We start from the raw sequence: 25103 nt of genomic DNA on the forward strand, positions 1-25103 counted from the left end.
AATTGTTAAAGAACTTATTCTTTCAAATAAATTGATAAGTCACATTCGCTTATCAATGTTGCTTGTGGCCGTTGCCTCAAGCGAGGATGCGCATTTTACGCATCTCAGTTTTGATGTCAACACTTTTTATTTAACTTTTTGATTAAATTTTTGTGTTGCTTATTTTTGCTGTAAGCCAGTAAAAATAAATATCTTAACTGCTTCTCAGGTTGCCCTTGGGAAGTGGATGCGCATTGTAGAGATCTCTGAAAAAGGTGCAAGTGTTTTTTTGAAAAAAACGTTTATTCGGTCACAAATTGAACTTTACGTATTATTTATAAACTAAACAAACAAAGGACTGGTCATTTTATGTATAAATACACAGGAGATAATCAGTCATTTTTAACCTATAGTGAGTGGCCAATATAATAATAAGAACGACTAAATCACGTCAGGTTGTCTTGATTTAGCATAAGTTAGAGAGCAAACAATGAATAGATTAATTGTTTTGTTGATACTTTGCGGTTTAAGTACAGGTGTTATTGCAAAGGATTTTGCTAAAGAACGACAGGAAAAGTTGGCCGCCAAGTTAATTAGCCAACAAGTAAAACAACAAATACCCGTTGCAAGTAGTGTCAAATCACTAATCACACGATATCCAGAAAAAGCAGAGCTGTTTTTAAGTGTTGCGCTAGACAGATATCCAGATCAATATAAAGAAATTATGATTGCGGCGATGGATGCTGAACCGGTGTTAGTGTGTGAAGTGCTAGATGTTATGTTAGAAGCAAACGTTGCACCAGTAGAAGAGCTAGTAGCTTTAGCTATAGAAGCGGAACCGGCCTATGCACAAGAATTAGTAAGTGTTGCAGCAACCAAACTTCCAGGTGATCTTGAAAATATTCTAAGAATAGCGATAACAACCGAACCTTTATTGTCAGAATCAGTTGTTGATAAAACTATGGAATCTTTCCCTGATAAACTTGTAGCTATTTTAACAAGTGCTATTGATGTTATGCCTGAGCAGGTTGCCGCCTTTATAAAAAGTGCAATGAACATCACACCAGAAGAAAATAGCAGATTAGTATCTGAAACTATTAAACAACTTGAGCAGAAACATGTGCAAAAAATTGTTGCTGGTGCCGTAGCGGCCGGAATGAAAGAAGAAGATGCTATAAATGCGGCGCTTGAAGCTGGAGTTTCGAAAGAGCAGTTAGCAAAGAACAATTAATTTAATCAGTTAAAAAAGGGAGCACCTGCTCCCTTTTTTTAGCTTCAATATTTAACTTTCACGCGCAATCGCTCGGTAAGCAATATCCGTTCTAAACTCAACACCGTCCCAAGAAATTTGATGTAGCAGTTCATACGCTGATTTTTGAGCAGCCGTTACCGACTCGCCTAATGCTGTTGAGCATAATACTCGACCACCAGCAGTAACAACGTTGCCGTCTTTTAACGCTGTACCCGCATGGAATGTTTTTCTATCACTTTCAGTATTAACATCAAGACCAGAAATCACATCACCTTTAGCATAACTACCAGGGTAACCACCAGCAGCAAGTACTACACCCACTGCTGCGCGCTCGTCAAATGTAATAGTTTGAGTGTCTAGCTTACCGTCGCATGCCGCTAAGCACAGTTCAACTATGTTTGATTTTAAACGCATCATAATTGGTTGTGTTTCAGGATCACCAAAACGACAGTTATATTCAATTACTTTTGGTGTACCATCAGCTGCAATCATTAAACCTGCGTACAAAAAGCCCGTATAAGGTGCTTCTTCCTTTGCCATACCTTCAACTGTTGGGATTATCACTTCGTTCATAATGCGGTCATGAATTTCAGGTGTTACCACAGGCGCAGGAGAATATGCCCCCATACCACCAGTGTTAGGTCCTTGATCACCATCGTATGCACGCTTGTGGTCTTGGCTAGTTGCAAACGGAAGAATATTTTTTCCGTCAACCATAACAATAAAGCTAGCTTCTTCACCTTCTAAGAATTCTTCGATAACCACACGGTGACCAGCATCACCAAAAGCATTACCCGCTAACATATCTTTGATCGCATCTTCAGCTTCAGGTAATGTCATAGCAACTATTACACCTTTACCAGCCGCTAAGCCGTCTGCTTTAACAACAATAGGCGCACCTTGCTCTCGTACATACGCTAGAGCAGGTTCAATTTCAGTAAAATTAGCGTAAGCTGCTGTTGGAATGTCGTGACGTGCTAAAAAGTCTTTAGTAAATGCTTTTGAGCCTTCTAATTGCGCCGCTTTAGCTGACGGACCAAAAATGTTTAAACCTTCCTTTTGGAATGCATCAACAACACCATCAACCAGTGGCTGTTCAGGACCAACGATAGTTAAAGTGATCTCATTGGTTTTTGCAAATTCTACTAGTGCATCAATTTCTGAAACAGAAATAGCAACATTTTCAAGTTTATCTTCAGTGGCTGTTCCTGCATTACCAGGTGCCACAAATACTTTTTCTACTTGCTCAGCCTGTGCTGCTTTCCATGCCAAAGCATGTTCACGACCACCACTACCAATTACTAATACCTTCATTATATAAGTCCTGATTGTATAAGCTGCTAGCCTGAGGCTAGCAGCGGTTTACTATTTTACAAATTTTAAAGTCATGCGATCGCTTTCACCAATCGCTAAATATTTTTCTTTATCTTGATCACCTAATGCTAAGCGTGGTGGCAATGTCCAAACGCCTTTAGGATGATTTGCTGTATCTTTTGCGTTAGCATTGACTTCACTGGACGCAGCCAGTTTAAAGCCAGCTGCTTCAGCATATTTTACAGCTAGATCTTGCGGTACATATCCACTGCTCTTATTTTCAGACCAAGATTGTGAAGCCGGCATACGATGTTCAACAACACCTAATACGCCACCTTTTTTCAATGCTTTATAAGCGTCTTTAAATACTTGCTGCATGCCTTCTTCACCCCAGTTATGTAGGTTTCTAAAGGTCAATACTAAATCAGCCGTACCAGCTGGCGCCAATTCACTACCCGCTTTAGGATCGAAGTCTGTTAATTCAACTTCATTAAAAATAGCGTTACTGGCTAACATTTTTTCTAAACCACGGCGCGAACGGCTGTAGTAGCTGTCATCACCTGAATCAGCATAATGTGCACCGTAAAGTTTGCCTTTACCTTTTACCGCTGGTGCAAGAATTTCAGTATACCAACCACCACCTGGGGTAATTTCAACAACCGTCATATCAGGTTTGAAACCAAAAAACTCTAATGTCTCAACAGGGTTGCGATACTGATCGCGTGCTTTGTTTTCAGCACTTCTGTGCGCACTATTAACCGCAGACATCAACACAGAGCTGGCTTGTGATTGTACTTGTGTCGTATCGCTGTTGTTATCAGGAATACATGCGCTCAAACCGGTGATAGAGGCCGAAGCGATGACTGCACTAATGATTTTGTTTCTTATTTTTTTCATGATTTTCTTCCATAAAGTTGAACTGTGTATGTTATAGCAAAATATAAGAACGATATCAGCGCTAACTTAGTTCATTTATGTAAGATTATTTTTTATTAAAAAACGCTAGTGGAAATCCACTAGCGTTAAAGTTGCGTTACATAGTTATAACCAAACTATTTAACTCAACGAATATCCTAGTGCTTTGCTCTATAATAGCTAAGCACTCTAAAGATATTAGTGGCGGAAGTGACGCATACCGGTAAATACCATCGCCATACCGTGCTCGTCTGCCGCTGCAATAACTTCTTCATCACGCATTGAGCCGCCTGGCTGAATAACAGCGGTAATACCTGCTTCAGCTGCCGCATCAATACCATCGCGGAATGGGAAGAATGCATCAGAAGCCATCACTGAACCTTTAACTTCTAGGTTTTCATCTGCCGCTTTAATACCAGCAACTTTAGCAGAATAAACACGGCTCATTTGGCCAGCACCAACACCAATAGTCATATTGTTTTTTACATAAACAATTGCGTTTGATTTAACAAATTTCGCAACTTTCCAACAGAAACTTAAGTCACGTAGCTCTTCTTCAGTAGGCTGACGCTTAGTAACAACTTTCAATTGATCGTTAGTTACTCGACCTTGATCTCTGTCCTGTACCAATAAACCACCGTTTACACGTTTATAATCAAAACCAGTTGTCTGTGTTTCCCACTGGCCACATTCTAATAAACGAACGTTTGGTTTGGCTGCTACTATTTGAGCAGCTGCTTCACTGACTGAAGGCGCAATAATCACTTCAACAAATTGACGAGACACAATCGCTTCAGCTGTATCTGCATCTAATTCGCGGTTGAAAGCAATAATGCCGCCAAATGCAGACGTTGGATCTGTTTTAAACGCACATTCATATGCTGCTAAGATATTATCAGCAATAGCTACGCCACAAGGGTTTGCATGTTTAACGATTACACACGCTGGTTCATCGAACTCTTTAACACACTCTAACGCCGCATCGGTATCAGCAATGTTGTTATATGACAATTCTTTACCCTGCAACTGAGTGGCAGTAGCAACTGACGCTTCTTCTGGCTGTGCTTCAACATAGAATGCCGCTGCTTGGTGTGAATTTTCACCGTAACGTAAGTCTTGTTTCTTAATAAACTGGCTATTAAAAGTACGCGGGAATTTGTTTTTCTCGTCGAAGTTAACTTCTTTAGTTTCTGCACCGTGGGCAGATAACATTTGACCAAAGTAGTTTGCAATCATTCCGTCGTACGCTGCTGTGTGCTCATAGGCAGCGATAGCCAAGTCAAAACGTGTGGCATATGTTAATGAATCAGCATTAGCGTCCATTTCAGCTAATACACGATCATAATCACTAGCATTTACAATAATTGTTACGTCTTTATGGTTTTTCGCTGCTGCGCGCACCATAGTTGGACCACCAATATCGATGTTTTCGATTGCATCTTCTAAAGAACAACCTTCTTGAGCAACTGTATTTGCAAATGGGTACAAGTTAACAACAACCATATCGATTGCATCAATGTTGTTGTCAGCCATTACGCCTTCATCTGTACCACGGCGTGCTAAAATACCGCCATGAATTTTTGGGTGAAGAGTTTTAACTCGGCCGTCCATAATTTCAGGATGACCTGTGTGATCAGACACTTCTGTCACTTGAATGCCATTGTCAGCAAGTAATTTAGCTGTACCGCCAGTTGATAGAATATCAACACCTTTCTGTGCTAAGTTACGAGCAAACTCTACAATACCAGTTTTATCAGAAACACTTAAAAGTGCACGTTTAATTGGGCGTGGGGTATCCATTGTCGTTTCAGTTACCTTTGATTAATTTGTCTTGTCTGGCCTTTGACACATGTCCTTGGCGAATTATCCGTTAATTTTTGACCTTTTGGTCAGTTTACGTCTTTTATAAGTAAAAAAGCACCCTAAGGTGCTTTTTTGAAGCAGGTTAAACCTGCGCAGTATTAGTTCATACCGTATTTTTTCAACTTCTTGCGAAGTGTGCCACGGTTGATACCTAAAAGGTTAGCCGCGCGAGTTTGGTTGCCACGAGTATACTTCATCACTTCTTCTAACATAGGAGCTTCGATTTCAGAAAGTACCAACTCATACATATCATCAACGTCGTTACCGTTTAATTGAGATAAATAGTTGCTGATTGCAATTTTAGCTTGAGTGCGTAACGGCGAAGCTTCAGTTTGTGTTTGTACGTTACCTGTAACAAATGGAGATGAAATATTTTGTTCAAACATATAGTTCAGACTCTTAGTTAATTTAAATGATCAAAATACTTATTTAATGCGTCAATTTGCTCATTTGGCGTTTCGAGCGCATTAAATATAGAACGAAATTCTTTTCCTTGGTTTAGCGTTTGCGTATACCAAGATGTGTGCTTACGTGCGAACCTTACACCCATAAACTCACCATAAAACTTATGTAATTCCTTTACATGCTCAACAACTATTGAGCGCACTTCTTCTAATGAAGGTGCTTCCAACAGCTGGCCAGTTTCAAGAAAATGGTTTATTTCTCGAAATATCCATGGACGCCCTTGAGCGCCTCGGCCAACCATAATGGCATCAGCTCCGGTGTAATCGAGTACATACTTAGCTTTTTGAGCCGATGTAATGTCACCATTAGCCACCACAGGGATACTAACAGACTCTTTTACCGATTTGATGGTGTCGTATTCTGCATCGCCTTTATAGAAATCATTGCGCGTACGGCCATGCACTACAAGTGATTGAATACCAGCTTGCTCAGCAATTTGAGCAATGTCGACAGCATTTTTTGTATCTTCACACCAACCGGTACGAATTTTTAACGTTACGGGAACAGCCACCGCTTCGACAACAGCATTTACAATCTGTTCTACTAAGCGAGGATCTTTTAATAACGCTGAGCCTGCCAATTTTTTGTTTACTTTTTTCGCTGGGCAGCCCATGTTGATATCGATTATTTGTGCACCATTATCAACATTAACTTTTGCAGCAAAGGCCAACTCTTGTGGTTCACACCCAGCAATTTGCACTGAGCGAATACCAGCATCTGCATTGTGTACTAATCTGCGTTTCGACTTTTCAGTATTCCAAACTTTTGGATTAGCCAAAACCATTTCGGAAACTGCCAAACCTGCTCCCATTCGACAACATAATTGTCTCATTGGTTGATCAGTAATACCCGCCATTGGCGCTAGCATTGTTTGACTGTTTAACTGATATGAACCGATTTTCACACTGATGCTTTTTTGAGCTACCTTTCAAAAGGGCGCTAAGTTTACGCGTTTTTTTTTCGATTGAAAAGCATAGAAATTGAACAAATGTTGGTTTTTTTCAACATTTTGATATTGACATTTTGCAAACTGTTGGTGTGTGCAGATTTTGTTCGAAAAGATACTATATTCTGCACACAAGTCAGCTAAATATTAGCCACAGCGTTATGGCCTTTTTTGACCAGAGAGCCTTACCCATTCGTCTTGAACAGCAATGGGAGACATATTACACCATTGTCCGTACAGATTTTGCAGATCATTTGCTTGATTTTCGAGCACACCAGATAATGCTAATAATCCATTATCGGCAACAAATTCTATAATCGTCGGTGCTAATTCTCGCAAAGGACCCGCTAATATATTTGCAACAACTACGTCTGCTTTTAATGTTGGTTGGTCTTTTGGTAGAAAAAGTTCGAGTCTGTCCTCTACACCATTTCGTTTTGCATTCTCTAAACTTGCTTGTAGTGCTTGAGGGTCAATATCAATGCCTATGACTTTTTCCGCGCCAAGCTTTAACGCTGCAAGAGATAAAATACCCGAGCCACAGCCAAAATCCACCACAGTTTTTCCACTTAAATCCAAGCTGTCAAGCCATGTTAAACATAGTGCTGTTGTTGGATGAGTACCTGTGCCAAAGGCTAAGCCAGGATCCAACATAACATTAACCGCATTAGGTTCTGGAGCTTCTCGCCAGCTTGGGCAAATCCATAACCGTTCACCAAACTTCATAGGGTGGAAATTATCCATCCACTCCCGCTCCCAATCTTTGTCTTCTAACTGCTCAAGCTTATATTTAAGGTTTTTGCCTTCAGGATGAATGCCTTGCAGATAGCTAATCGCTTTGTCCATATCATGAGATGCGTCATACAAACCCATGACAACAGTATTGCTCCAATAAGTGATTTCATCACCAGGTAATGGTTCATATATCGGTGTGTCTTTGGCATCGATAAAAGTAACGGCCTGTGCTCCACAAGCCATTAACCAGTCACTGTACTTTTCTGCTGTTTCTTCGTTTGCACTTAATCTTAGCTGAATCCAAGGCATAGTATTGCTCATTCATTAATGTTGGCGGTATTTTATCATTGTTCTTAGAAAAAACTCATCGTTAATTCATCTACTAATTTTTGATTAGCGCTAAAAGTTGCCACTATATATGAGCCTTCACATCAGCATTGTCATCTTTTAGTCATATAGTTCAGTAACTTTATATACCTTTTAATTTGAACAATCTGATTAAAAAATTGCTATTTTCCAAATGGCAGTACAATATTTAGTCAGTTATAGCAAAAAGGGAACTTATGAAAGTAAAGCAATTATTAATGTGTAGCTTATTGCTTTTTGTAACCTTAGCCAGCAATGCTCAACACATAACCTTTGTCACAGAGGATTTGCCCCCTTTACAAATCAATACACCAGGTTCAGAGCCTACTGGTGCGATGATAGAATTAATTAATTTGATCATTGATGATCTACAACTTGACGCTTCTATTGTCATTTTACCTTGGGCTCGCGCGTATAACATCGCACAAAACACGGAAAATACCTTTATTTTTTCAATGCTCAGAAGCAAAGATAGAGAACAGTTATTTCAATGGGTTGGGCATGTTTATACAATCCAAGCTTATTTAGCAGCTTTGTCTAATAAAAATATCTCTATTGCTTCTATCGAAGATGCTAAAAAGTTCAAAATAGGTGTGACAAGAGATGCTTTAGCAGAAACTTACTTAAAAAAACTAGGTTTTATTAATAACAAAAATATGTACGCCAGCCCAACTTATAGTGCGCTATGGCATAATTTATTAAATGGTCATACTGATATGACATTTACTAACCATATCATTTGGGCGCCTCAAGTTGAAAAGGCCGGTATAAATCCTTCTGAAATAGCATTAGTTTTAAAAGTTAAAGACTTTGATTCTCAAATGTACTTAGCAGCCAGTAACACAACAGACCCCTCACTCGTTAATAAAGTAAAAATAAGCTTAGAAAAAATAAAAGCAGATGGACGTTATGATAAAATCTTGGAAAAGTGGCAATTGTAAAGTTTCGACTCAATGAAGTATTTTCCTATCTTTCTGACAGCTGATCGTATTCACGCGCTAGTTATAGGCGGCGGAGAAGTAGCAGCCCGCAAAATTGAATTATTGTTAAAAGCCAAATGTCGCATTAGCGTACTGAGTGAACACTGCTGTAATAGTGTTGAGCGTCTAATTAGTGAAAATGACTTGAAATGGCTGTCTTTTAATTACCAGTCAGGACATTTAACCGATTTTAATTTAGTCATTGCAGCTACTGACGATGAAAGTGTTAATAAAGCTGTTGCACAGGAAGCAGAGCAACATAATATTTTAGTCAACGTTGTTGATCAGCCAGAGCTTTGTAGCTGGATTACCCCTAGTATTATCGATAGGGATCCTATGATTATAGCTATGTCTAGCTCAGGAAAAGCGCCGTTACTCGTTAGGATGTTACGAGAGCAAGTTGAAAAAACCTTGCCCGATGGTTATGGCAAACTTGCTGATTTTAGCTTTAAATTTCGAGACCATGTCAAAGCTAGGGTTAAAACAATCAGAAATAGAAGAACCTTTTGGGAAAACATTCTCAGAGGGCCAATTGGGCAACAGGTTTTATCTGGTGATATAGAAATTGCCGAGCAACAATTAATTCAATCATTAAAAGATGAAATTCCTCCACCTCAGGGAGAAATTGTTTTTATCCATACATTAATGGGTGATCCCGACACACTTACATTAGCAGCACATAGAGAAATGCAGTTCGCCGATGCTGTTTTTTATGATGCACAAGTGAATCCAAATTTTATTGAATATGTGCGACGTGATGCCGATAAATTTCCACAGGAAATAGCGTCTGAGATTATGATTAATTTTCAGCATGCCATAGAACTTGCCGAATCAGGAAAGAAAGTGATTTATTTGTTACCAGGTCATACAACCCTGCCGCACAACTCCTCACTTGTTCAAAGTAATATTCAAGTTAAAGAATTAATCTGTGGGACAAATATATAAATAAAAAAAGCCCCACTCAAAAGAGAATGGGGCTAAAAATACGATGACGCAAACAGAGCAAAATTCACGCCCGTACTCCCGGAAAGTAGTACCAGAAACTACAGGTACAACAACCATTAAAAGTACAAAACTAATCTAAAAGGGCAGTTGACTAATTTTGACTTCAATGCAATGTACTTGATGTTTGCTAGTCGTCCTGGCTATGTGGAAGAAAAGCATAAGGGCTGTCATCAAGTGGTTGTTATACTAGCAATTGATTCCAATAACGTCAACACTAATGATAATTATTTTTATTTAGATTGTAGAGTAAAAAAAACCTGATAACTAGGTACCAGGTTTTTGTGCTTTAGATTAACTTACAATTAAAAACTGTATTGGTAGCTCACAGTCATAGTTCTCGGTTTGCCAACCATAATAGAACCGTGAGTACGTGAAGCCATATATTCTTCATCTAACAGATTATCAACGCTAAACTTAACTGTTTGTTGATTGTCAATATCGTAGCTCGCTGCTAAATCTACAATTGTGCGACTATCAATAGATTCGTTAGTTGAAATTGCACCTTGACCAGCAACAGTGCGCATCTCACCTAGATAACGAACAAGTAAATCGCTGCGCCAGTTGTCCCCTACTACACCAAACGTTAATTGGAATTGTTGCTCTGGTACATAAGGTAACTCGTCACCTGAGTTTACATCACCCCAAAAATCTGATTTAAAGCTATTTTCAAACTCTGTTTCTGTAAAGGTGTAGCTTAAGTCTAAAGGCAATAACACGCTACCTAAGGCAAACTCATAACCAGCTTTAATTTCTAAACCTGATACGGATACTTCGCCTGCATTGTATTGGTTGCCAATATTACTCTCATCGCAGTTTTGACTTGCAGTACAGTTACCGTGCATGTTGTCATAATCTGATAAGAATAGAATAGCTTCACCGTTTAATACTTGGTCTTGGTAACGGAAACCAAATTCATAGTTGATGCTTTCTTCATTTTTACTATCTTCATTACCCGGCGCAGGCGGAGCAAAACCTTTTTGAACACCACCAATCACTAAAAACTCTTCACTTACACTGTAAGTGAAAGCTACAGAAGGTAAAACTACGTCAACCGAGTTCTTTTTGTATTTTGCTTCACCAGTGCGTGCAACATCTGATTTACCCCAGTCATCGCGTTCCACTGTGATGTCTTCGTAACGTAACCCTGCGTTAATAATGAAGCCACCTACTGAAAATTGATCATGTACAAATAGTGCTAATGATCTGGCACTATCAATACGGTTTGAATCAGTACCTGGAATACCAGCAGCATTCAATTCAACATCATAGTTACTAGTTAGAGTGTATTTATCAACCCATTGGAAACGGTCCATTTCGTCTTCATGGTAACGTGCACCAAACTTCACTTGGTGAGCATCAAAATCTGCGTCTAATACAGTTTGAATACCTTGTGCTAAATATGAACGGTTATTTGCTTTTACGTCAAAAGAAAGGGTTTCGCCAGCAGCCGCATTTTTGTCAAAATCAGCAGCTAATTCAATACCGCCACTACCAAGACTCTTGCCACCAATTTTGCTAGTTTTATACCAGTTACGTGAAAAGTCGTTGTAATAAGCAGAAGTACCTAAAGAAAAACGCTCTGATAATTCAATTACATGGTTTAATTGTAATTGCTTGTGTTCTGTTGTCATTTCATCTAACTGTGAAGATGAATAACGTGTGTAAGTATTGTTCTTGTAATCTTCCGCAGTTAATCCCATGTATGTTTCATCAGATACTTCGTCAGCATACTTTACTTTAACTTCAAGTTCTTGATAGTAGTCAGCTGTTGAATCCGCATTCCACTTCACTTTCGCCATGACATCATTTTTAATAAAGCCAGTGCTTCTGTCGCTATGGTTAATATCTTTAAAACCATCAGCTTGATAACGATAAGCTTCAACCACTGAGCTGATGTTGTCGCCTGTACCACCAACAAATGCATGTACTTTTTTGAAGCCGTCTTGTCCTAGTGATAGGTTAAATTTTCCGGCTAGATCTTCTTGAGGGATTTGACGCGATAAGAAGTTAACAACACCACCCGTTGTACGAGGTCCATACATCGCACTTGAAGTACCTTTTAAAACTTCTATAGATTGCATTCTACCTGAAGTAGGAAAATAGTATGCAGAAGGTGCAGCGTAAGGTGCTGGAGCAGCTAGAACACCATCTTCCATTACTGTCACTTTTTCACTTCGGTTTTGACCTGTGCCACGCATACCAATATTTGGACGTAAACCGTAACCATCTTCTTCAAGCACATAAACACCAGGTATTGATGTTAACGTACGCATAATGTCGCTGTAGTCGAATTTTTCTAAGTCTTTTTCTGACAGCACGTGAGCACTACCAGGGATTACATTAACGTTTTTCTCTGAACCAAAAATTGAGATGTGCTCAATTTCTTTGTTATTGGTTGCCGAAGCGTTAAAAGCGATGGCAGAAGAAACAACAAGCGCTAGATACGAAGGTTTTACTGATAAAAGATTCACTTTGATTAACCTTATTAAACTGGTAAATGTGTATGAAATTAAATTGGCGCAAGAATAACACACATAACAATAGTGTTACAAATAGAAACTATTTTCATTAGTGATTCCAGCCATAAAAAGCATACTGTTAGCCTATTAACACTGGCTGGCTTGTTTTTATTGACCTAAACATTGGATTGACAAAAGTTTTCAACACTTATCCACAATTCCAAATGCGAACAACTCTCATTAATAAAGTAAGACACGCACACGGCGCATAGAAAATTAACTGTGTTAAGCCAATAGCGGCTAACACTGCCATAAAGCTTATAAAAAAGGCGAAGTTATTACCCTTCGCCCTTTCCTATAGTATTTTGTCAAATCACTTAATGTTCATGTTCGTGTTCAGAAGTGACATCTGTTTTTATTGTAAAGCCTTGATAAATCATTTTTGATAGCAACGGATCCTGTTCGTTATCACCAATATCAGCATAATCAGTAGTTTGGTATTGATGAATGTTAGCAACATAGGTGTTGATCAATGCTTTGTCATTGACGATCTCTTTTAAAAGCCAGCTAGCCTGCACTTTGCTGCCTTTCAATACATCAAACCTTTCAATTAGTCGTAAGCGCGGCAGCCAACGGACTTGATATGTTTTACCATCTTCGCGTAAATTTAATATTTCAACTTGATAACAACCATGCCCTGTCACTTGCTCTACTTGCATTTTCGACAACAAAGAACTTGAAATAAGTTGCTGTTTCTTTTGCCAGAATGACTTTCTGTTAAGTGCTTTATCTTTTAAATCTTCAGCCTGATATTCGATCGCTTTATGATAGCGAGGAAAATATCTCATCAACATCACTTGGTCATTTTGGTTTTTACTCCACCAATCACCATAAGTTTGATCTGGAAAATAATGACCAACAGCCTGATTATACCGATACAAATCAAGCTGACTTGATTGTAATTGGCCTTGCTTATCTAACTGCTTTATTTGGTATTTGGCAATTAATTGTTCTGGAGAAACATTACAAGTCTCAGCTAGCAGGTGAAATGAGAGCACACCACTTAACATCAGAGTGAATAAAGGTATTTTCATTGTTGATTTTTATAGAGTTTTATTAAACTTATACGTCATTTATACCAAGATAAAATGACACTTTATTGACAAAGCGCAGATAATTGAAAAGGCGCTTAACATTTAAAAGAGTTGTTAAGCGCCTATAGAGTTTATTGTATCGCGGCGGCTGCTTTTTGCTCTAGCCCAGCAGCGTAGTTAATCACATGGTAAATGATATTTTGCTCATTGGTGCCTCTGACTAAATGGGAGCCAGGGCCGGTTGCATAAATGCCAACGTCTTCGCCAGCATGTGTTTCAGATCCCATTGGCACTAAGGCCTCCTGATGGAAACCCGGTGCTTGGGTATTAACGTTAGTTAAATCCTGACGGTCGTTATTTAAACCATGATTATAACCTTCGTCTGCGTCTGTTTCTTCACCTAAGTCTTTAAAACCTAACCCGTTAGTGTATCCCAATGTAGTATATGGCATACCATCAGCAGCCAGTGAAGGTGAATCACTACCAACACCAACTACTTTTCCAAGAATTGGATTACCACGTTTTGGATACCCAGCAATAGTAAATACGTGACTATGATCAGCTGTTACGATAATTAAAGTTTCTTCAGGATCTGTTGCATCAACTGCCGCCTGAACGGCTTTTGCAAACTCAACAGTATCTTCAAGCGCGTTATAAGCGTTGCCCGCGTGATGTCCGTGGTCAATGCGACCCGACTCAACCATCAAGAAGAAGCCTTTTTCGTTATTATCTAAGATATCAATCGCCTTACCTGTCATTTGGCTAAGACTAGGCTCTCCAGCAACATCATTTTGACGATCAGCTTCATATTGCATGTGCGACTCGTTAAATAAGCCAAACACTCGCTCAGTTGCATTCGCGTTAATCGCATTAAAGCCAGCTTGATCGATTACGTATTGGCCATTAGGGTAAGCAGTCTTCCATTCGTTTGTTAGGTTACGACCATCGGTGCGGTCACCTTCTACGGCACTTAAAGCATCGGCACTATTATGCGCTGCATCTTTTGGTAAAAAGTGGCGACGACCACCGCCCATTACCACTTCAATACCGTCTACATCAACGCCAGTAAAACGTGCTTCGAGGTTTTGCTCAAAGTTGACCAATTGTGAAGCAATATCTTCACAACCTTTTGCCGCCTCATCTGCTGGTATATCTGAAATATCTTCCCAATTTCTATCGGCAGATTTGGCATAAGTAGCCGCAGGCGTAGCATGTGTAATTCGAGCTGTAGAAATAACTCCAGTTGACTTGCCAGCAATTTCGGCTAGCTCTAACGCAGTAACTAACTCATTTCCCGATACAGAACCACAATCACCGCGTTCAATACCTTCCGCTACACCAATAACACCAACATCGGTTTTTACACCTGACATCATTGCTGTCATAGTTCCTGCTGAATCAGGAGTTTGACCATCAACGTTGTAGGTTTTTGCAAAGCCTGAAAATGGGAAGTTATCAAAACTTAAGTTATGTTCTTCACCCATTTTACCCATTTTTTGGCCAGCTAAAATACGTGCAGCGGTTACCGTTGAAATACCCATACCATCACCAACAAACAAGATGACATTTTTTGCCTTTCCTTGTTCGTTAATCAAAGAGTCACTGTTCATCACTGCTTGCGCCATGCGTTGTGAGCCTTTAGCAAACCAAGGATTGTTTACCGTTGTCGCCACACTGCCTGACATAGCAGAGCACACATATTCCGTCGCAGTAATTTCACCATCATCTAATGTTTCGTTGCGATTACTATCTACACCAGAATCAATTCGGATACCGGAATTCAAACAATTAGCATTGCCTACTGGAACAAACGACTGCTTCACTAAACTATTAAAACCATCAGCACCGTCAACACCATTGGTGCCATCCTTACCGTCATCACCATTACAACCGGTAAGTGCGACTAGTAGAGATAAAGAGATATATTTTAAAGATTTCATTGTTATCGCTCCTACTGGTTTTCAATTAAGCCAAGTGACTTACTAATAATGTGAAAGACTACACTTTGCTCAATAACACCTTGAGTAAGGTGTGCACCTGGCCCCATGGCATGCAACGAAATATCTTCGCCGGCATGCGTTTCTGAACCTGCTGGGATCATGGCTTCTTGGTGATAACCTGAAGTATTAGTATTCACAGTTGTTAGATCTTGTCTTCCGGTAAGCGGAGCATCGTTATAAGAGGCGTCAGCATCAGTTTCTGTTTGTAGATTTCTAAAACCTAAACCATTGGTGTAACCTAATGTTGTATAAGGCATACCATCAGCGGCCATGGCTGGATCGGTTTTGCCAATGTTAACAACTTTGCCTAGTATTGGATTTCCACGTTTAGGATAACCTGCAATGGTAAACACATGGCTATGATCAGCAGTCACTAAAATTAATGTTTCTTCGGGATCTGTTGAATCTACCGCTGCTTTTACTGCTTTAGCAAATTCAATAGTATCGGTTAGTGCATTGTAGGCACTGCCGGCATGATGACCGTGGTCAATACGACCAGATTCGATCACTAACATATAACCTTTATCATTATTATCTAGTACATCAATAGCTTTAGCGGTCATTTCAGATAAAGAAGGTTCACCAGAAATATCGTTTTCGCGGTCTGCTTCATATTGCATATGTGATTCATTGAACAAGCCAAATACTCGTTCCGTTGTAGCGGCGTCAATGGCATCAAAGCCGGCTTGATCCATCACATACTTACCATTAGGGTACATTGCTTGCCATTCAGCAGTTAAGTTACGGCCGTCAGTGCGATCGCCTTCAACGCTACTACGAGCGTCTGCAGAATTGTGTGATGCATCTTTCGGTAAAAAATGACGACGACCACCACCCATGACGACTTCTAAGCCATCAACATTGATACCTGGAAAACGCATTTCTAGGTTTTTTTCAAAGTTAACTAATTGTGAAGCAATATCTTCACATCCTTGTTGTACCGCAGTAGATGGCATATCAGACACATCTTCCCAGTTGCGGTCTGCTGATTTTGCATACGTGGCTGCTGGCGTCGCATGAGTAATTCGTGCTGTTGACACAACACCTGTTGATAAGCCTTTTATTTCAGCAATTTCGATCGCTGTAATAAGTTCGTTGCCTGCAACGGTTGCACAGTTACCACGTTCAATTTTTTCGCTAACACCGATGACACCTGCATCAGTTTTAACACCTGACATCATAGCTGTCATTGTGCCCGCCGAATCCGGTGTTTGTGCATCAACGTTGTAGGTTTTTACCTGTGCTGAATATGGAAACTTTTCAAAGCTTAAATACCCTTCTTCACCTGATTTACCTTGCAATTGTCCCTCTAATATCCGGGCAGCAGTTAAGGTTGAAACACCCATCCCATCACCGACAAACAAAATCACGTTTTTAGCTTTCGTTGTGGTTGTTTGTTGTGTTTTATTGATAACTGCAGTTTTAGCATCTGCATACCAGCTACTTTCTTTTTGCACATTAGGTAAAACATCTGCTACTGCTGATGACCCAATCAAAAGAGAAGAAATAACTGAAAGTGAAACCCGTGTAGAGTTCATGTCGCTTTCCTCAGGTAAGAAGTTAAGGTTTTTTTGTTTTTAAAATTCTTCGTACGAACACTCGCAAAAGATTGCACGATGCTACTGAGAAAAAATGACGGTAGGATTTAAGCAATGTGACCAACAGGTTAACGTTTAATAGATAAAAAATGACAGAATTATGAAAAGTCTAATATCATCACTTCATTTTCACCTAATATTCGATACCATAGCTATCAATACAAAGAAGTAAGGCCAAGTCATTGAAAATATTAGTTGTTGAAGATAATCCCGTCATAGGTAAACAGTTAGTAGAGTTTCTCAACGCACAACGTTGGACTGTAGATCTCGCAACTACAGGGGAACTAGCAATATCACTATGTCAGCAGGAAATCTTTGATATCGTATTATTAGATTTAAATTTACCTGGCATTGATGGTCTTGCGGTCTGCCAGGCAATAAAGCATAAAGCCGAACGCAATACACCTGTATTGATGTTAACGGCTCGCGACGCCTTTGAAGATAAAGCCAAAGGGTTTGCAACGGGTGCCGATGACTATTTAACCAAACCTTACGACCTAAGAGAAGTCGCCTTGCGCTGTCAGGCACTAACCCGCCGACAAGATCTACTACGCAGCAATACACTGCAAATCGGTGAGTTGACACTACACACAGCTGATAGAACTGCATTTCGTCACAGTCAGCCATTAAAACTTACTCAAACTGGGTTTATTATTCTTAAAACCTTGATGGAAGCTTATCCTGAAGCGGTATCACGCAGAGTGTTAATGCACAATATTTGGGGGGACGATATTCCCGACTCTGATGCTTTAAAATCACATATGTACAGTTTACGCAATGTTGTCGACAAACCTTTTGATAAAGCGCTAATTAAAACGATATTAAACCTAGGATTTAAGTTGGATATTTCATGATTAGTGGTATTAAAAAACGAGTCTTTAAACAATTAACCTTATTTACCATCATCACTAGCTTACTGTTTTTAGCTTTCACTTGGGTGATCGCATTTGTTGTCGAAGATGAAGTTATCTATGCAGTACTTAACAATGAAGCGTCTTATGTACAACAAACTTATAAAACAACCCAAAAGTTACCTAATGCTCGAGCAGATTTTATATCGATTCATCAAGATCAAACTTCATTACCGATCGCCGTGCAGAATCAATTAAAAATAAATGAACGATCAAAAGAGTTTTTCACCGATGATGGCCATCATTTTCATATCATTAAATTAAAGTTTTATGACCATACAAGCGCATTGTTACTGGCTGATGTCCCACACTTGTTGGTGGTTTCAAGGATGTCTAAACAATTGATGCTGTTATTTACCATAGTGTTTATCTGCTGCTTATTGCTAGCAATCTTTTTTGCATATTGGATAAGTATTCTTTCAGTAAAACCTATTGTAAATTTAGCCAAAGAAATAAGCGACGCTAACGACGTTCAGCAACCTGTCCAACTCGCCAATTATCCAGATGAAATAGGATTTTTAGCAAGTACTTTACAATCAAACATGAATGATTTGCGTACTACTTTGCGTCGAGAAAAGCACTTTACTCGAGACGTTAGTCATGAATTAAGAACGCCGTTGACGATTATTGCTAATGAGTTGCAGCTGTTAAATTCACAAATGCAAGAACATACTAATGTCAACCGCATGCATGAGGCACTCAATGACATTAACAATACCATTAGCGTACTATTTGCCCTTGCTAGAGCAGAGTCACTGCAAAGTGAAATAATCGATCTGACTGCGATTTTCGAGCAGGTCGTAATGGATTTGTATCAAGAAATTGAACAAAGAAAGATAGTTTTAGATATGTCTTTGTTTGAGAAAGCACAGGCAATGGGAAATCAAACTTTAACCAAACTATTACTTAATAATTTGCTTACTAATGCGTTGCGTTATTCAACTGAACATACCATTCAAATCACGCTCACAGAAAAACACTTTATTATTGCAAATGCTTTTGAAGATTCATTATTTACAGTACCTACTGATCATCTTTTATCATCAGGTATACGAAGTGAAAAAAGCACAGGTTTAGGTCATGGTCTATTTTTGAGTCAACGCATCGCAGAGAATATGGGCTGGAAACTAACGTTACATACAGACAATAATACATTTGCGATAACACTGTATTTTAAATAATGCGGTGTTAATTTTTAATTATTATTTTGTTTAAATTTTTTGGTTAATTTCATTGAAATACAACAGCAAAGGTAAGCTAAAAGAAACTCCTACCAAACATGTCCCAAATGCTATGCATTTTATTTGAATATTTGAGTAATTTGCTCGTTGGTGAAAGGTGTAAACGAGCACTGCAACAGCCGCAATCAACACATCTAACCACGCAAACAAACTGATAGGCTCATCCATGATGCTTTGCCACAATAAACTGAAGTCTAAACCGTGATTAAGCATCCATGAAATGAAAACGCTATAAGGAATAACAAAGCCAATAAAGGCTAAAAATACATACACTCTATCCATGTGTTTTTACAACTTATGCTCTATTTGCTACAACAATATACTTGATTTCGACCATTATTTTTAGCGTTATATAGCGCTTGGTCAGAGCGAGAAAAAAGTGAGTCAAAATCACTATCGCTCGACTCTTTCACCGCCACACCAACACTTACAAATACCTTGATCTCTCCTGACCAGTTACCAGTAAGGCAAATTTCTTCTTGCTGACGTCTAATCCTTTCAGCGATAACCGTAGCTTTATCTAGGTCAGTCTCAGGCAATACGATGGCAAATTCTTCACCACCAATACGAGCAAGTACGTCTTCACTGCGCAAATTAGGTAACAAGTTTTTGCTTACTTCGATTAGCACTTGATCACCTACAGGGTGTCCATATTTATCATTAATATTTTTAAAGTGATCGATATCGAGGGAAATAACCGCCAATGGCTGCCCGTTACGTTGAGCGCGCTTAAACTCTCGCTCTGCATGTTCAACAAAATAACGTCGGTTATACAGGCCAGTTAGCGGATCGGTATTAGCTTGCTTCTTAAACTCTTCTTTTAACTTAAATAACTCAGTAACTTCAGTTGAAAAGCCAATTAAAACAGGCTCTTGACCTTCCTTTTTAAAAGGTATTTTAACACTCAAGTAGTGATGTAAATTACCATCATCATCAATAACGGTTTCTTCAATACGTTGGCGTTTTCCTGTTTCAAACACCTTTTTATCCGATTGATAAAAGTGTTCTGCTACATCGTCTGGTAATATTTCGGTTTCTTTTTTGCCAATGATCTCCTTTGCAGGCAAACCAAAAAGTTTAGCCACATGACTATTCACATATTTAAATGTTCGATGGTTATCTTTCATGTAAATATGAGCATCAACATTATTTAGCACAACATCAAGCAGTTGATTTTGTTCTTTGACTAAATTTTCTAAGCGCTTTCTTTCAGTGATATCTGTAGAGACTCCACACATACCAATAATGTTACCGTTGGTATCATAGAGTGGTTTTTTTACCGTCTGGTAAATGCGTAGTTCACCAGTCGACTTCAATATATTCGACTCTTCTACTTCGACAACCTGCCCTTGTTGCATTACCCGTTGATCATTATCAGTAAGCCCTTTGTTAAGCGCTAAGTCGAAAAAGTGGCTGTCGTCTTTCCCTATCACCTGTTCTTGAGTTTGACCAAATAAATCTAAAACAAGTTGATTCGCGTAGGTGTACCGGCCCGCTAAATCTTTAGCATAAATAAAAGCACCAACAGTATTTAGAATCTCTGACAGCATCGCAACTTGCTGTGGTAACGGCGCATTTAAATTTTTTTGATCGGACAACGCGACAACCTATCATTTCAATTGAACGTATAGCTTTATTATAACGAATTTAAAAGCGATACTGGTTATTTCAATAAAAATAAAATTTGCGCTAAAACAACTATATGAACAAATAGCTTCACTTTTGTATCATTTAGTCATTGCTGACTTGTTTGATTTATCAATGTCCTTGTTATCTTCAGGCACATAAACAAAACTACCATCAGCCATTTTGTATGCTACACCTGCTCTCATACCTTCTCCGGAGCCGATATCTCCCGTAGATTTATATTGTTTTATTTCTTTTCCCTGCTTAACGATAACTTCCATGTTTGGCTTTCCTGCGTTTTTAACAACAGTCACATCATCCGCAGAAAACACGTTAAGAGGATTTTGCGCTAGTGCAATCAGCAATGCAGCGATTATCACCAAAAATACATCGACTAAATTGACCGCACTGATTATTGGGTTTAACTCTTCATCTTCATCTAAAAAACGCATTGTTATTTCTCTTTAACCTTACGAATGTTTATTAACTCGTCTGCACACCAACGTTTTTTTACTGATGCAGGCCAAAAAGTCAGTGTAGATATCACTAGCCCCCAAATAACTGCAGCAAAAGCAATGATTAAATTTTCACTAATGCCTTGAATATTGCCATCAGCCAAAGCTTGAAGTGCTGGTCCCATTGGGATCATGGTAGCAATCAGTCCTAACATCGGAGCGACACGCGTTACAATACGTAAGGTTTCCAATTCTTTAAGTGCAACAACTTCCAACTCATCATCACTGGCTTCTGGGTTAACAATAAAATAATTGTGAACTGGATAACCAGCAACGGTCTTAGCTGGGGTTTGACTATCAGATATTTGACGAGTATAGGTCAGCAAATGCTGTCGCCTAATCAACCATTGTGATAAAAAACGCCCAAGAGCAAAAATGGCGTAAACAACCAAAACACATATAGCAACAATTACTGGAGCCATTAGTAACTCTGCAACTTGCGCCATAGTTATTTCTAGAAATTGAATATTCACAGCATCGTACCTCAAATTAATAATGCTGGAGAATTGTACACAAACACCACTTAAATGAAAACCATTCTTATTTGTGTTTACTTTTATTTTTTATGATGTATGATAGGCAACGATTGATTAGAAAAGCCCAAAGTAATACCCAAGCCGCAGACGTTGTTTGCTATTTAAGGTGATTTGCAATCCCCCCTGCTAAACTTAACTAGCAAACATGCGGTGTTGGTATTTTTTCCAACTATTTATAATTTTCTTATTAACCTCTATTTAACTTGCCTTATCTATCCCTTATAAACGCTTGATAGCAATTGAAGTAATTACCACCAGAGTCGTAAAAATCCTGGTGGTATTTTGTTGGTGGTGTAAAAAATGAAAACGTTGAGGAATTACAAGCGGGTTAACATATTGGCTTGATAGCACAATGATTGAAAATATGTTTTTGGCCGACTAAGCCCTACTTCACGCGCCAACTTATATAACTGGTTGGCTGATAGAGCATCAAAATCAAGTGACATTTTTGCCTGCATTTGCGCAACGGAGTCTCTATTCATTCCTTGCAACATTGACATATTAACCTGTGCCAAAGCCACTTCGTCTTGACTAAACTTCATATAGTCCGCGATAAATAACTGGCCATGGTGTTTTAACCGCATGGTGATTTCAATTAAAAACTCCTGTTTATCGTTTAGGCCCTTGATAAAGTGCATCACTAATAAACAAATTACAGCGTCGAATTTAACTCGTCTTAATTGCGATAGGTCGCCACAAAAGCAACTGACTCGATGGCTAATACCTGCTTCATGAAATCTAACTGAAGCAATATCTAACATATCTTGAGAGAGATCGACGGCAACAAAACTCCAATTGGGGTTTATACGAGATAAAGTTAATATTTCACTGCCTGTCCCTGCGCCAACCACTAAAATAGTCGCCTTTTCTGTATAATGTGCTGCCATTAAACTTGCTGTTGCTTCATGCATAATTTGATAGCCGGGTACAAGCATACTAATACGATCGTCATACTCTACGGCAGCTGTTCCTTCAAATCTGGACATTACTTTTCCTGTAAATCTAACAATTAAAAGTTAACGATAATTGTTTACATTCAATAAAATATAAAACCTTTTGGAAAATACAACTAGTAAAAAGTTCAAGAAAAATAAAAGAAAACGCAAATAGGCCATATACTTACTTGCGTTCTTGGCCTTAATATCAAAACAAATTAACTAAGTTTAAAATTGATATGAAACTGTCGCCTTGATATTGCGTCCCGGCTCGTAATCAAACAGATACAAATCACCAAAAAGGAAATGTTTAGATAATCCTGTATGTGAAGATTGTGAAGCATAATACTCATCAAACACGTTATCAACACCGACAATTACCGTCACACCTTTTAAAGAATCTGGCTCCCAATGAGCAGAAATGTTGTGAACAACAAAGCCCTGTTTAGCATTGTTTTCTGTAGCACCACCTAAATCTATACCCTTAGTGACGTCACTGACCTGCATGGTTTCCCAATTAACATCAAGATTCAGTGCATCAATAGCGTAACTAAAATTAACGCTAATAGTATCCCCTTGCTGGCGATCTAAACGTGCACCGTCATGAGCTAATTTGTATTGACTAAATGCATCCAAATCACTCTCAGCAGAAGAAAAGGTAATTTGACCATTGAAGTTGCCCAGCTGATAGCCTACATACGCTTCATAACCGTCTATTTCCATATCACCAATATTGTCCTTCCACGACGCACGTGGATTAGGATCATTTGGGATTGAAGCGTAATCGTAAATGTAGTCATCTATCACTGTGCGAAATAGTGTAGCACCCATTGAAAAAGCATCTGCGCCCAACACAGCATCTTGATAAGCAATCGCAATTTCTGTGTTTAAGCCAGTTTCAGCTTTTATGTGTGGGTTCTCGGTTTCTCCTTGACCAGCACCGACAAATACTTCACTGATTTCTGGGCCTTTGAATATCTCTGTGCTACTTACCTTTAACAATGTATTGTCAGAGATTGACAGCTCAGCAGCTAATGAAAAAGACACTTGATCATAACTATCATCTACTACTGAAGAGTCAATATCATAATTGTCATATCGAACGCCGGGGATCAAGGTAATACCGTTTTCAAAGGTGACACGGTTTTGAATGAAAAATGACACGGTTGATGATTCTTCTTCCGAAGTATCTACCGCTGAAGTAGTTTTTGATTCATAGTGTGTTTCATGTACTAAATAGTTAAAACCGTAGGTAAGTTCATGGCTAATATTGTCGCTTTCAATTGCTGTTTCAGCTAACACATTTAAACCACTATTTTTAGCTTCCCCCGTAACAATTGCTGCCCTATTTGCAAACCTTTCATTTTGAGCCCAGCCTGTTTGGTCTCGCCATAACTCACTAGTATTGGTATAAGCAGTAGCTTTTAGGGTAGATTCGCCCCAAGTTACATCGTAGTTAAAGGTCAAGGTATCGCGGGTAAATTCGGTAGGCCAAAGTAATGGCAGTTTTAGCGCTTGAGTTGCTGCGATATCCGTAGCTAACCCCATGTCTGGTCGATAAGTATAATCCCCCTGATCTTTATAGGTTTCATAACCTAAAGAAACACGCTGATCATTACTGATATTCCAACCAAATTTGATCAATGCATCATCAAGGTCACCTGACAAACCACGCACTTTACCATCGGTATTTTCAACAACTTCACCTAAATGATCCTTAATTTTTCCACCACCAACTTCATAGTTATCGCGCTCAACTGCGTTGTAATAGCCAAGAAAATCAAAAGAATCACCAATTAGACCATAACCCGTTAATGAATAATTACTACCTGAGTTATCGCCTGCACTTACCTGAACACGGCCACCAAAACGCTGGTCTTGTGCTAGTAAATCACGAGCCTGTTTGGTTTCAAAACGAACCGCACCACCTAAACCACCGTTAACAATAGAGTTAGAACCTATTTCAATATCAACAGATTTCAGAATATCAGCATGAATTTGCAAGTTCCCCATGTGGTGATACATATAGCTATTTTGTGCTGCGCCATCGATGGTAATGTTTAAATCTTTATCATCCATACTACGGATGGTAATGCGCTGATTTAATGAATGTGCACCACCAACATCGACACCAGGAATAGAGCGCAACAGATCAGAAATATGATCAGCTTGCTTGTCGGCAATTTCTTCACCTTTTAAGTAAAGTGACGATGTTTTAACTTGAGTACTCCATACAGAAATACGTTCAATATCATCATCCTTTAATTCATCTGCAAAAACAGTTGACGAAAACATTGACGATACCGCAATTGCAAGCACGCTTTTGTTGAAACGTGAAATAAACATGATAGATCCTTGTTAATACGTT

21 protein-coding genes are annotated in these 25103 nt (G+C 38.9%); 5 read left to right on the top strand and 16 right to left on the bottom strand.

Annotated features, from left to right (window positions below; all coding sequences use genetic code 11):
- The first annotated feature begins 469 nt into the window (after positions 1-469).
- Positions 470-1210, top strand: a complete 741-nt coding sequence (locus tag IE199_RS14815) for a hypothetical protein (protein WP_189772051.1) — start codon at positions 470-472, stop codon at positions 1208-1210.
- Between the two features lie 51 nt (positions 1211-1261).
- On the opposite strand, the gene purD is transcribed toward IE199_RS14815, so the two are convergent.
- The 6 genes from purD to prmA all read right to left on the bottom strand — a co-directional run bounded on the left by purD (position 1262) and on the right by prmA (position 7778).
- On the bottom strand, positions 1262-2545 hold the full coding sequence (purD, locus tag IE199_RS14820; protein WP_189772052.1) for a phosphoribosylamine--glycine ligase: 1284 nt from the start codon (positions 2543-2545) through the stop codon (positions 1262-1264).
- A 51-nt stretch (positions 2546-2596) separates the two neighbouring features.
- Positions 2597-3442 carry a class I SAM-dependent methyltransferase gene (locus IE199_RS14825; RefSeq protein WP_189772053.1) on the bottom strand — a complete coding sequence of 282 codons (846 nt, stop codon included), beginning with the start codon at positions 3440-3442 and terminating at the stop codon, positions 2597-2599.
- Positions 3443-3658: 216 nt separating this feature from the next.
- Positions 3659-5260 (bottom strand): bifunctional phosphoribosylaminoimidazolecarboxamide formyltransferase/IMP cyclohydrolase, encoded by a 1602-nt coding sequence (gene purH, locus IE199_RS14830; RefSeq protein WP_189772054.1) that lies wholly within the window; start codon positions 5258-5260, stop codon positions 3659-3661.
- 161 nt (positions 5261-5421) lie between these two features.
- A complete protein-coding gene (fis, locus tag IE199_RS14835; RefSeq protein WP_189772055.1) occupies positions 5422-5709 on the bottom strand; it encodes a DNA-binding transcriptional regulator Fis in 288 nt (95 codons plus the stop codon).
- A 17-nt stretch (positions 5710-5726) separates the two neighbouring features.
- Positions 5727-6692, bottom strand: coding sequence for a tRNA dihydrouridine synthase DusB (gene dusB, locus IE199_RS14840; RefSeq protein ID WP_189772056.1), 966 nt, complete (start codon positions 6690-6692; stop codon positions 5727-5729).
- 201 nt (positions 6693-6893) lie between these two features.
- Positions 6894-7778 (bottom strand): 50S ribosomal protein L11 methyltransferase, encoded by an 885-nt coding sequence (gene prmA, locus IE199_RS14845; RefSeq protein ID WP_189772057.1) that lies wholly within the window; start codon positions 7776-7778, stop codon positions 6894-6896.
- A gap of 254 nt (positions 7779-8032) precedes the next feature.
- Here prmA and IE199_RS14850 point away from each other — a divergent pair, with 254 nt between their 5' ends.
- The gene (locus tag IE199_RS14850; protein ID WP_189772058.1) at positions 8033-8776 is read left to right on the top strand and encodes a substrate-binding periplasmic protein; all 744 of its coding nucleotides are present in this window, start codon (positions 8033-8035) and stop codon (positions 8774-8776) included.
- A 12-nt stretch (positions 8777-8788) separates the two neighbouring features.
- Positions 8789-9760, top strand: coding sequence for a siroheme synthase (locus IE199_RS14855; RefSeq protein ID WP_189772059.1), 972 nt, complete (start codon positions 8789-8791; stop codon positions 9758-9760).
- Positions 9761-10122: 362 nt separating this feature from the next.
- Here IE199_RS14855 and IE199_RS14860 read toward each other — a convergent pair whose 3' ends face one another.
- From IE199_RS14860 to IE199_RS14875, 4 genes are all read right to left on the bottom strand, one after another.
- Entirely contained in the window at positions 10123-12291 is a 2169-nt protein-coding gene (locus tag IE199_RS14860) for a TonB-dependent receptor family protein (RefSeq protein ID WP_189772061.1), read from the bottom strand.
- A gap of 365 nt (positions 12292-12656) precedes the next feature.
- Positions 12657-13373: a hypothetical protein gene (locus IE199_RS14865; RefSeq protein ID WP_189772063.1), complete on the bottom strand. Its 717-nt coding sequence runs from the start codon at positions 13371-13373 to the stop codon at positions 12657-12659.
- Positions 13374-13504: 131 nt separating this feature from the next.
- Complete coding sequence (locus tag IE199_RS14870) at positions 13505-15313, bottom strand: alkaline phosphatase family protein (RefSeq protein WP_189772065.1); 1809 nt, start codon at positions 15311-15313, stop codon at positions 13505-13507.
- A gap of 11 nt (positions 15314-15324) precedes the next feature.
- Entirely contained in the window at positions 15325-16911 is a 1587-nt protein-coding gene (locus tag IE199_RS14875; protein ID WP_189772067.1) for an alkaline phosphatase, read from the bottom strand.
- A gap of 242 nt (positions 16912-17153) precedes the next feature.
- Here IE199_RS14875 and IE199_RS14880 point away from each other — a divergent pair, with 242 nt between their 5' ends.
- Positions 17154-17825 carry a response regulator transcription factor gene (locus tag IE199_RS14880; RefSeq protein ID WP_229854751.1) on the top strand — a complete coding sequence of 224 codons (672 nt, stop codon included), beginning with the start codon at positions 17154-17156 and terminating at the stop codon, positions 17823-17825.
- Entirely contained in the window at positions 17822-19063 is a 1242-nt protein-coding gene (locus tag IE199_RS14885; RefSeq protein WP_189772069.1) for a sensor histidine kinase, read from the top strand. The genes IE199_RS14880 and IE199_RS14885 overlap by 4 nt, the downstream gene beginning before the upstream one ends.
- Positions 19064-19093: 30 nt before the next feature.
- On the opposite strand, the gene IE199_RS14890 is transcribed toward IE199_RS14885, so the two are convergent.
- From IE199_RS14890 to IE199_RS14915, 6 genes are all read right to left on the bottom strand, one after another.
- Positions 19094-19405 carry a DUF2834 domain-containing protein gene (locus IE199_RS14890; RefSeq protein WP_189772071.1) on the bottom strand — a complete coding sequence of 104 codons (312 nt, stop codon included), beginning with the start codon at positions 19403-19405 and terminating at the stop codon, positions 19094-19096.
- Between the two features lie 20 nt (positions 19406-19425).
- Entirely contained in the window at positions 19426-20721 is a 1296-nt protein-coding gene (locus IE199_RS14895) for a sensor domain-containing diguanylate cyclase (protein ID WP_229854752.1), read from the bottom strand.
- A 129-nt stretch (positions 20722-20850) separates the two neighbouring features.
- Positions 20851-21201: a DUF2149 domain-containing protein gene (locus tag IE199_RS14900; protein ID WP_189772073.1), complete on the bottom strand. Its 351-nt coding sequence runs from the start codon at positions 21199-21201 to the stop codon at positions 20851-20853.
- Positions 21202-21203: 2 nt separating this feature from the next.
- Positions 21204-21737 carry a MotA/TolQ/ExbB proton channel family protein gene (locus tag IE199_RS14905; RefSeq protein ID WP_189772075.1) on the bottom strand — a complete coding sequence of 178 codons (534 nt, stop codon included), beginning with the start codon at positions 21735-21737 and terminating at the stop codon, positions 21204-21206.
- A 380-nt stretch (positions 21738-22117) separates the two neighbouring features.
- A complete protein-coding gene (locus tag IE199_RS14910; protein ID WP_189772077.1) occupies positions 22118-22786 on the bottom strand; it encodes a class I SAM-dependent methyltransferase in 669 nt (222 codons plus the stop codon).
- Positions 22787-22963: 177 nt separating this feature from the next.
- Positions 22964-25081 carry a TonB-dependent receptor domain-containing protein gene (locus tag IE199_RS14915; RefSeq protein WP_189772079.1) on the bottom strand — a complete coding sequence of 706 codons (2118 nt, stop codon included), beginning with the start codon at positions 25079-25081 and terminating at the stop codon, positions 22964-22966.
- Between the last annotated feature and the right edge of the window lie 22 nt (positions 25082-25103).

Source organism: Thalassotalea marina, from assembly GCF_014656435.1.
Taxonomy (GTDB): Bacteria; Pseudomonadota; Gammaproteobacteria; order Enterobacterales; family Alteromonadaceae; genus Thalassotalea_C; species Thalassotalea_C marina.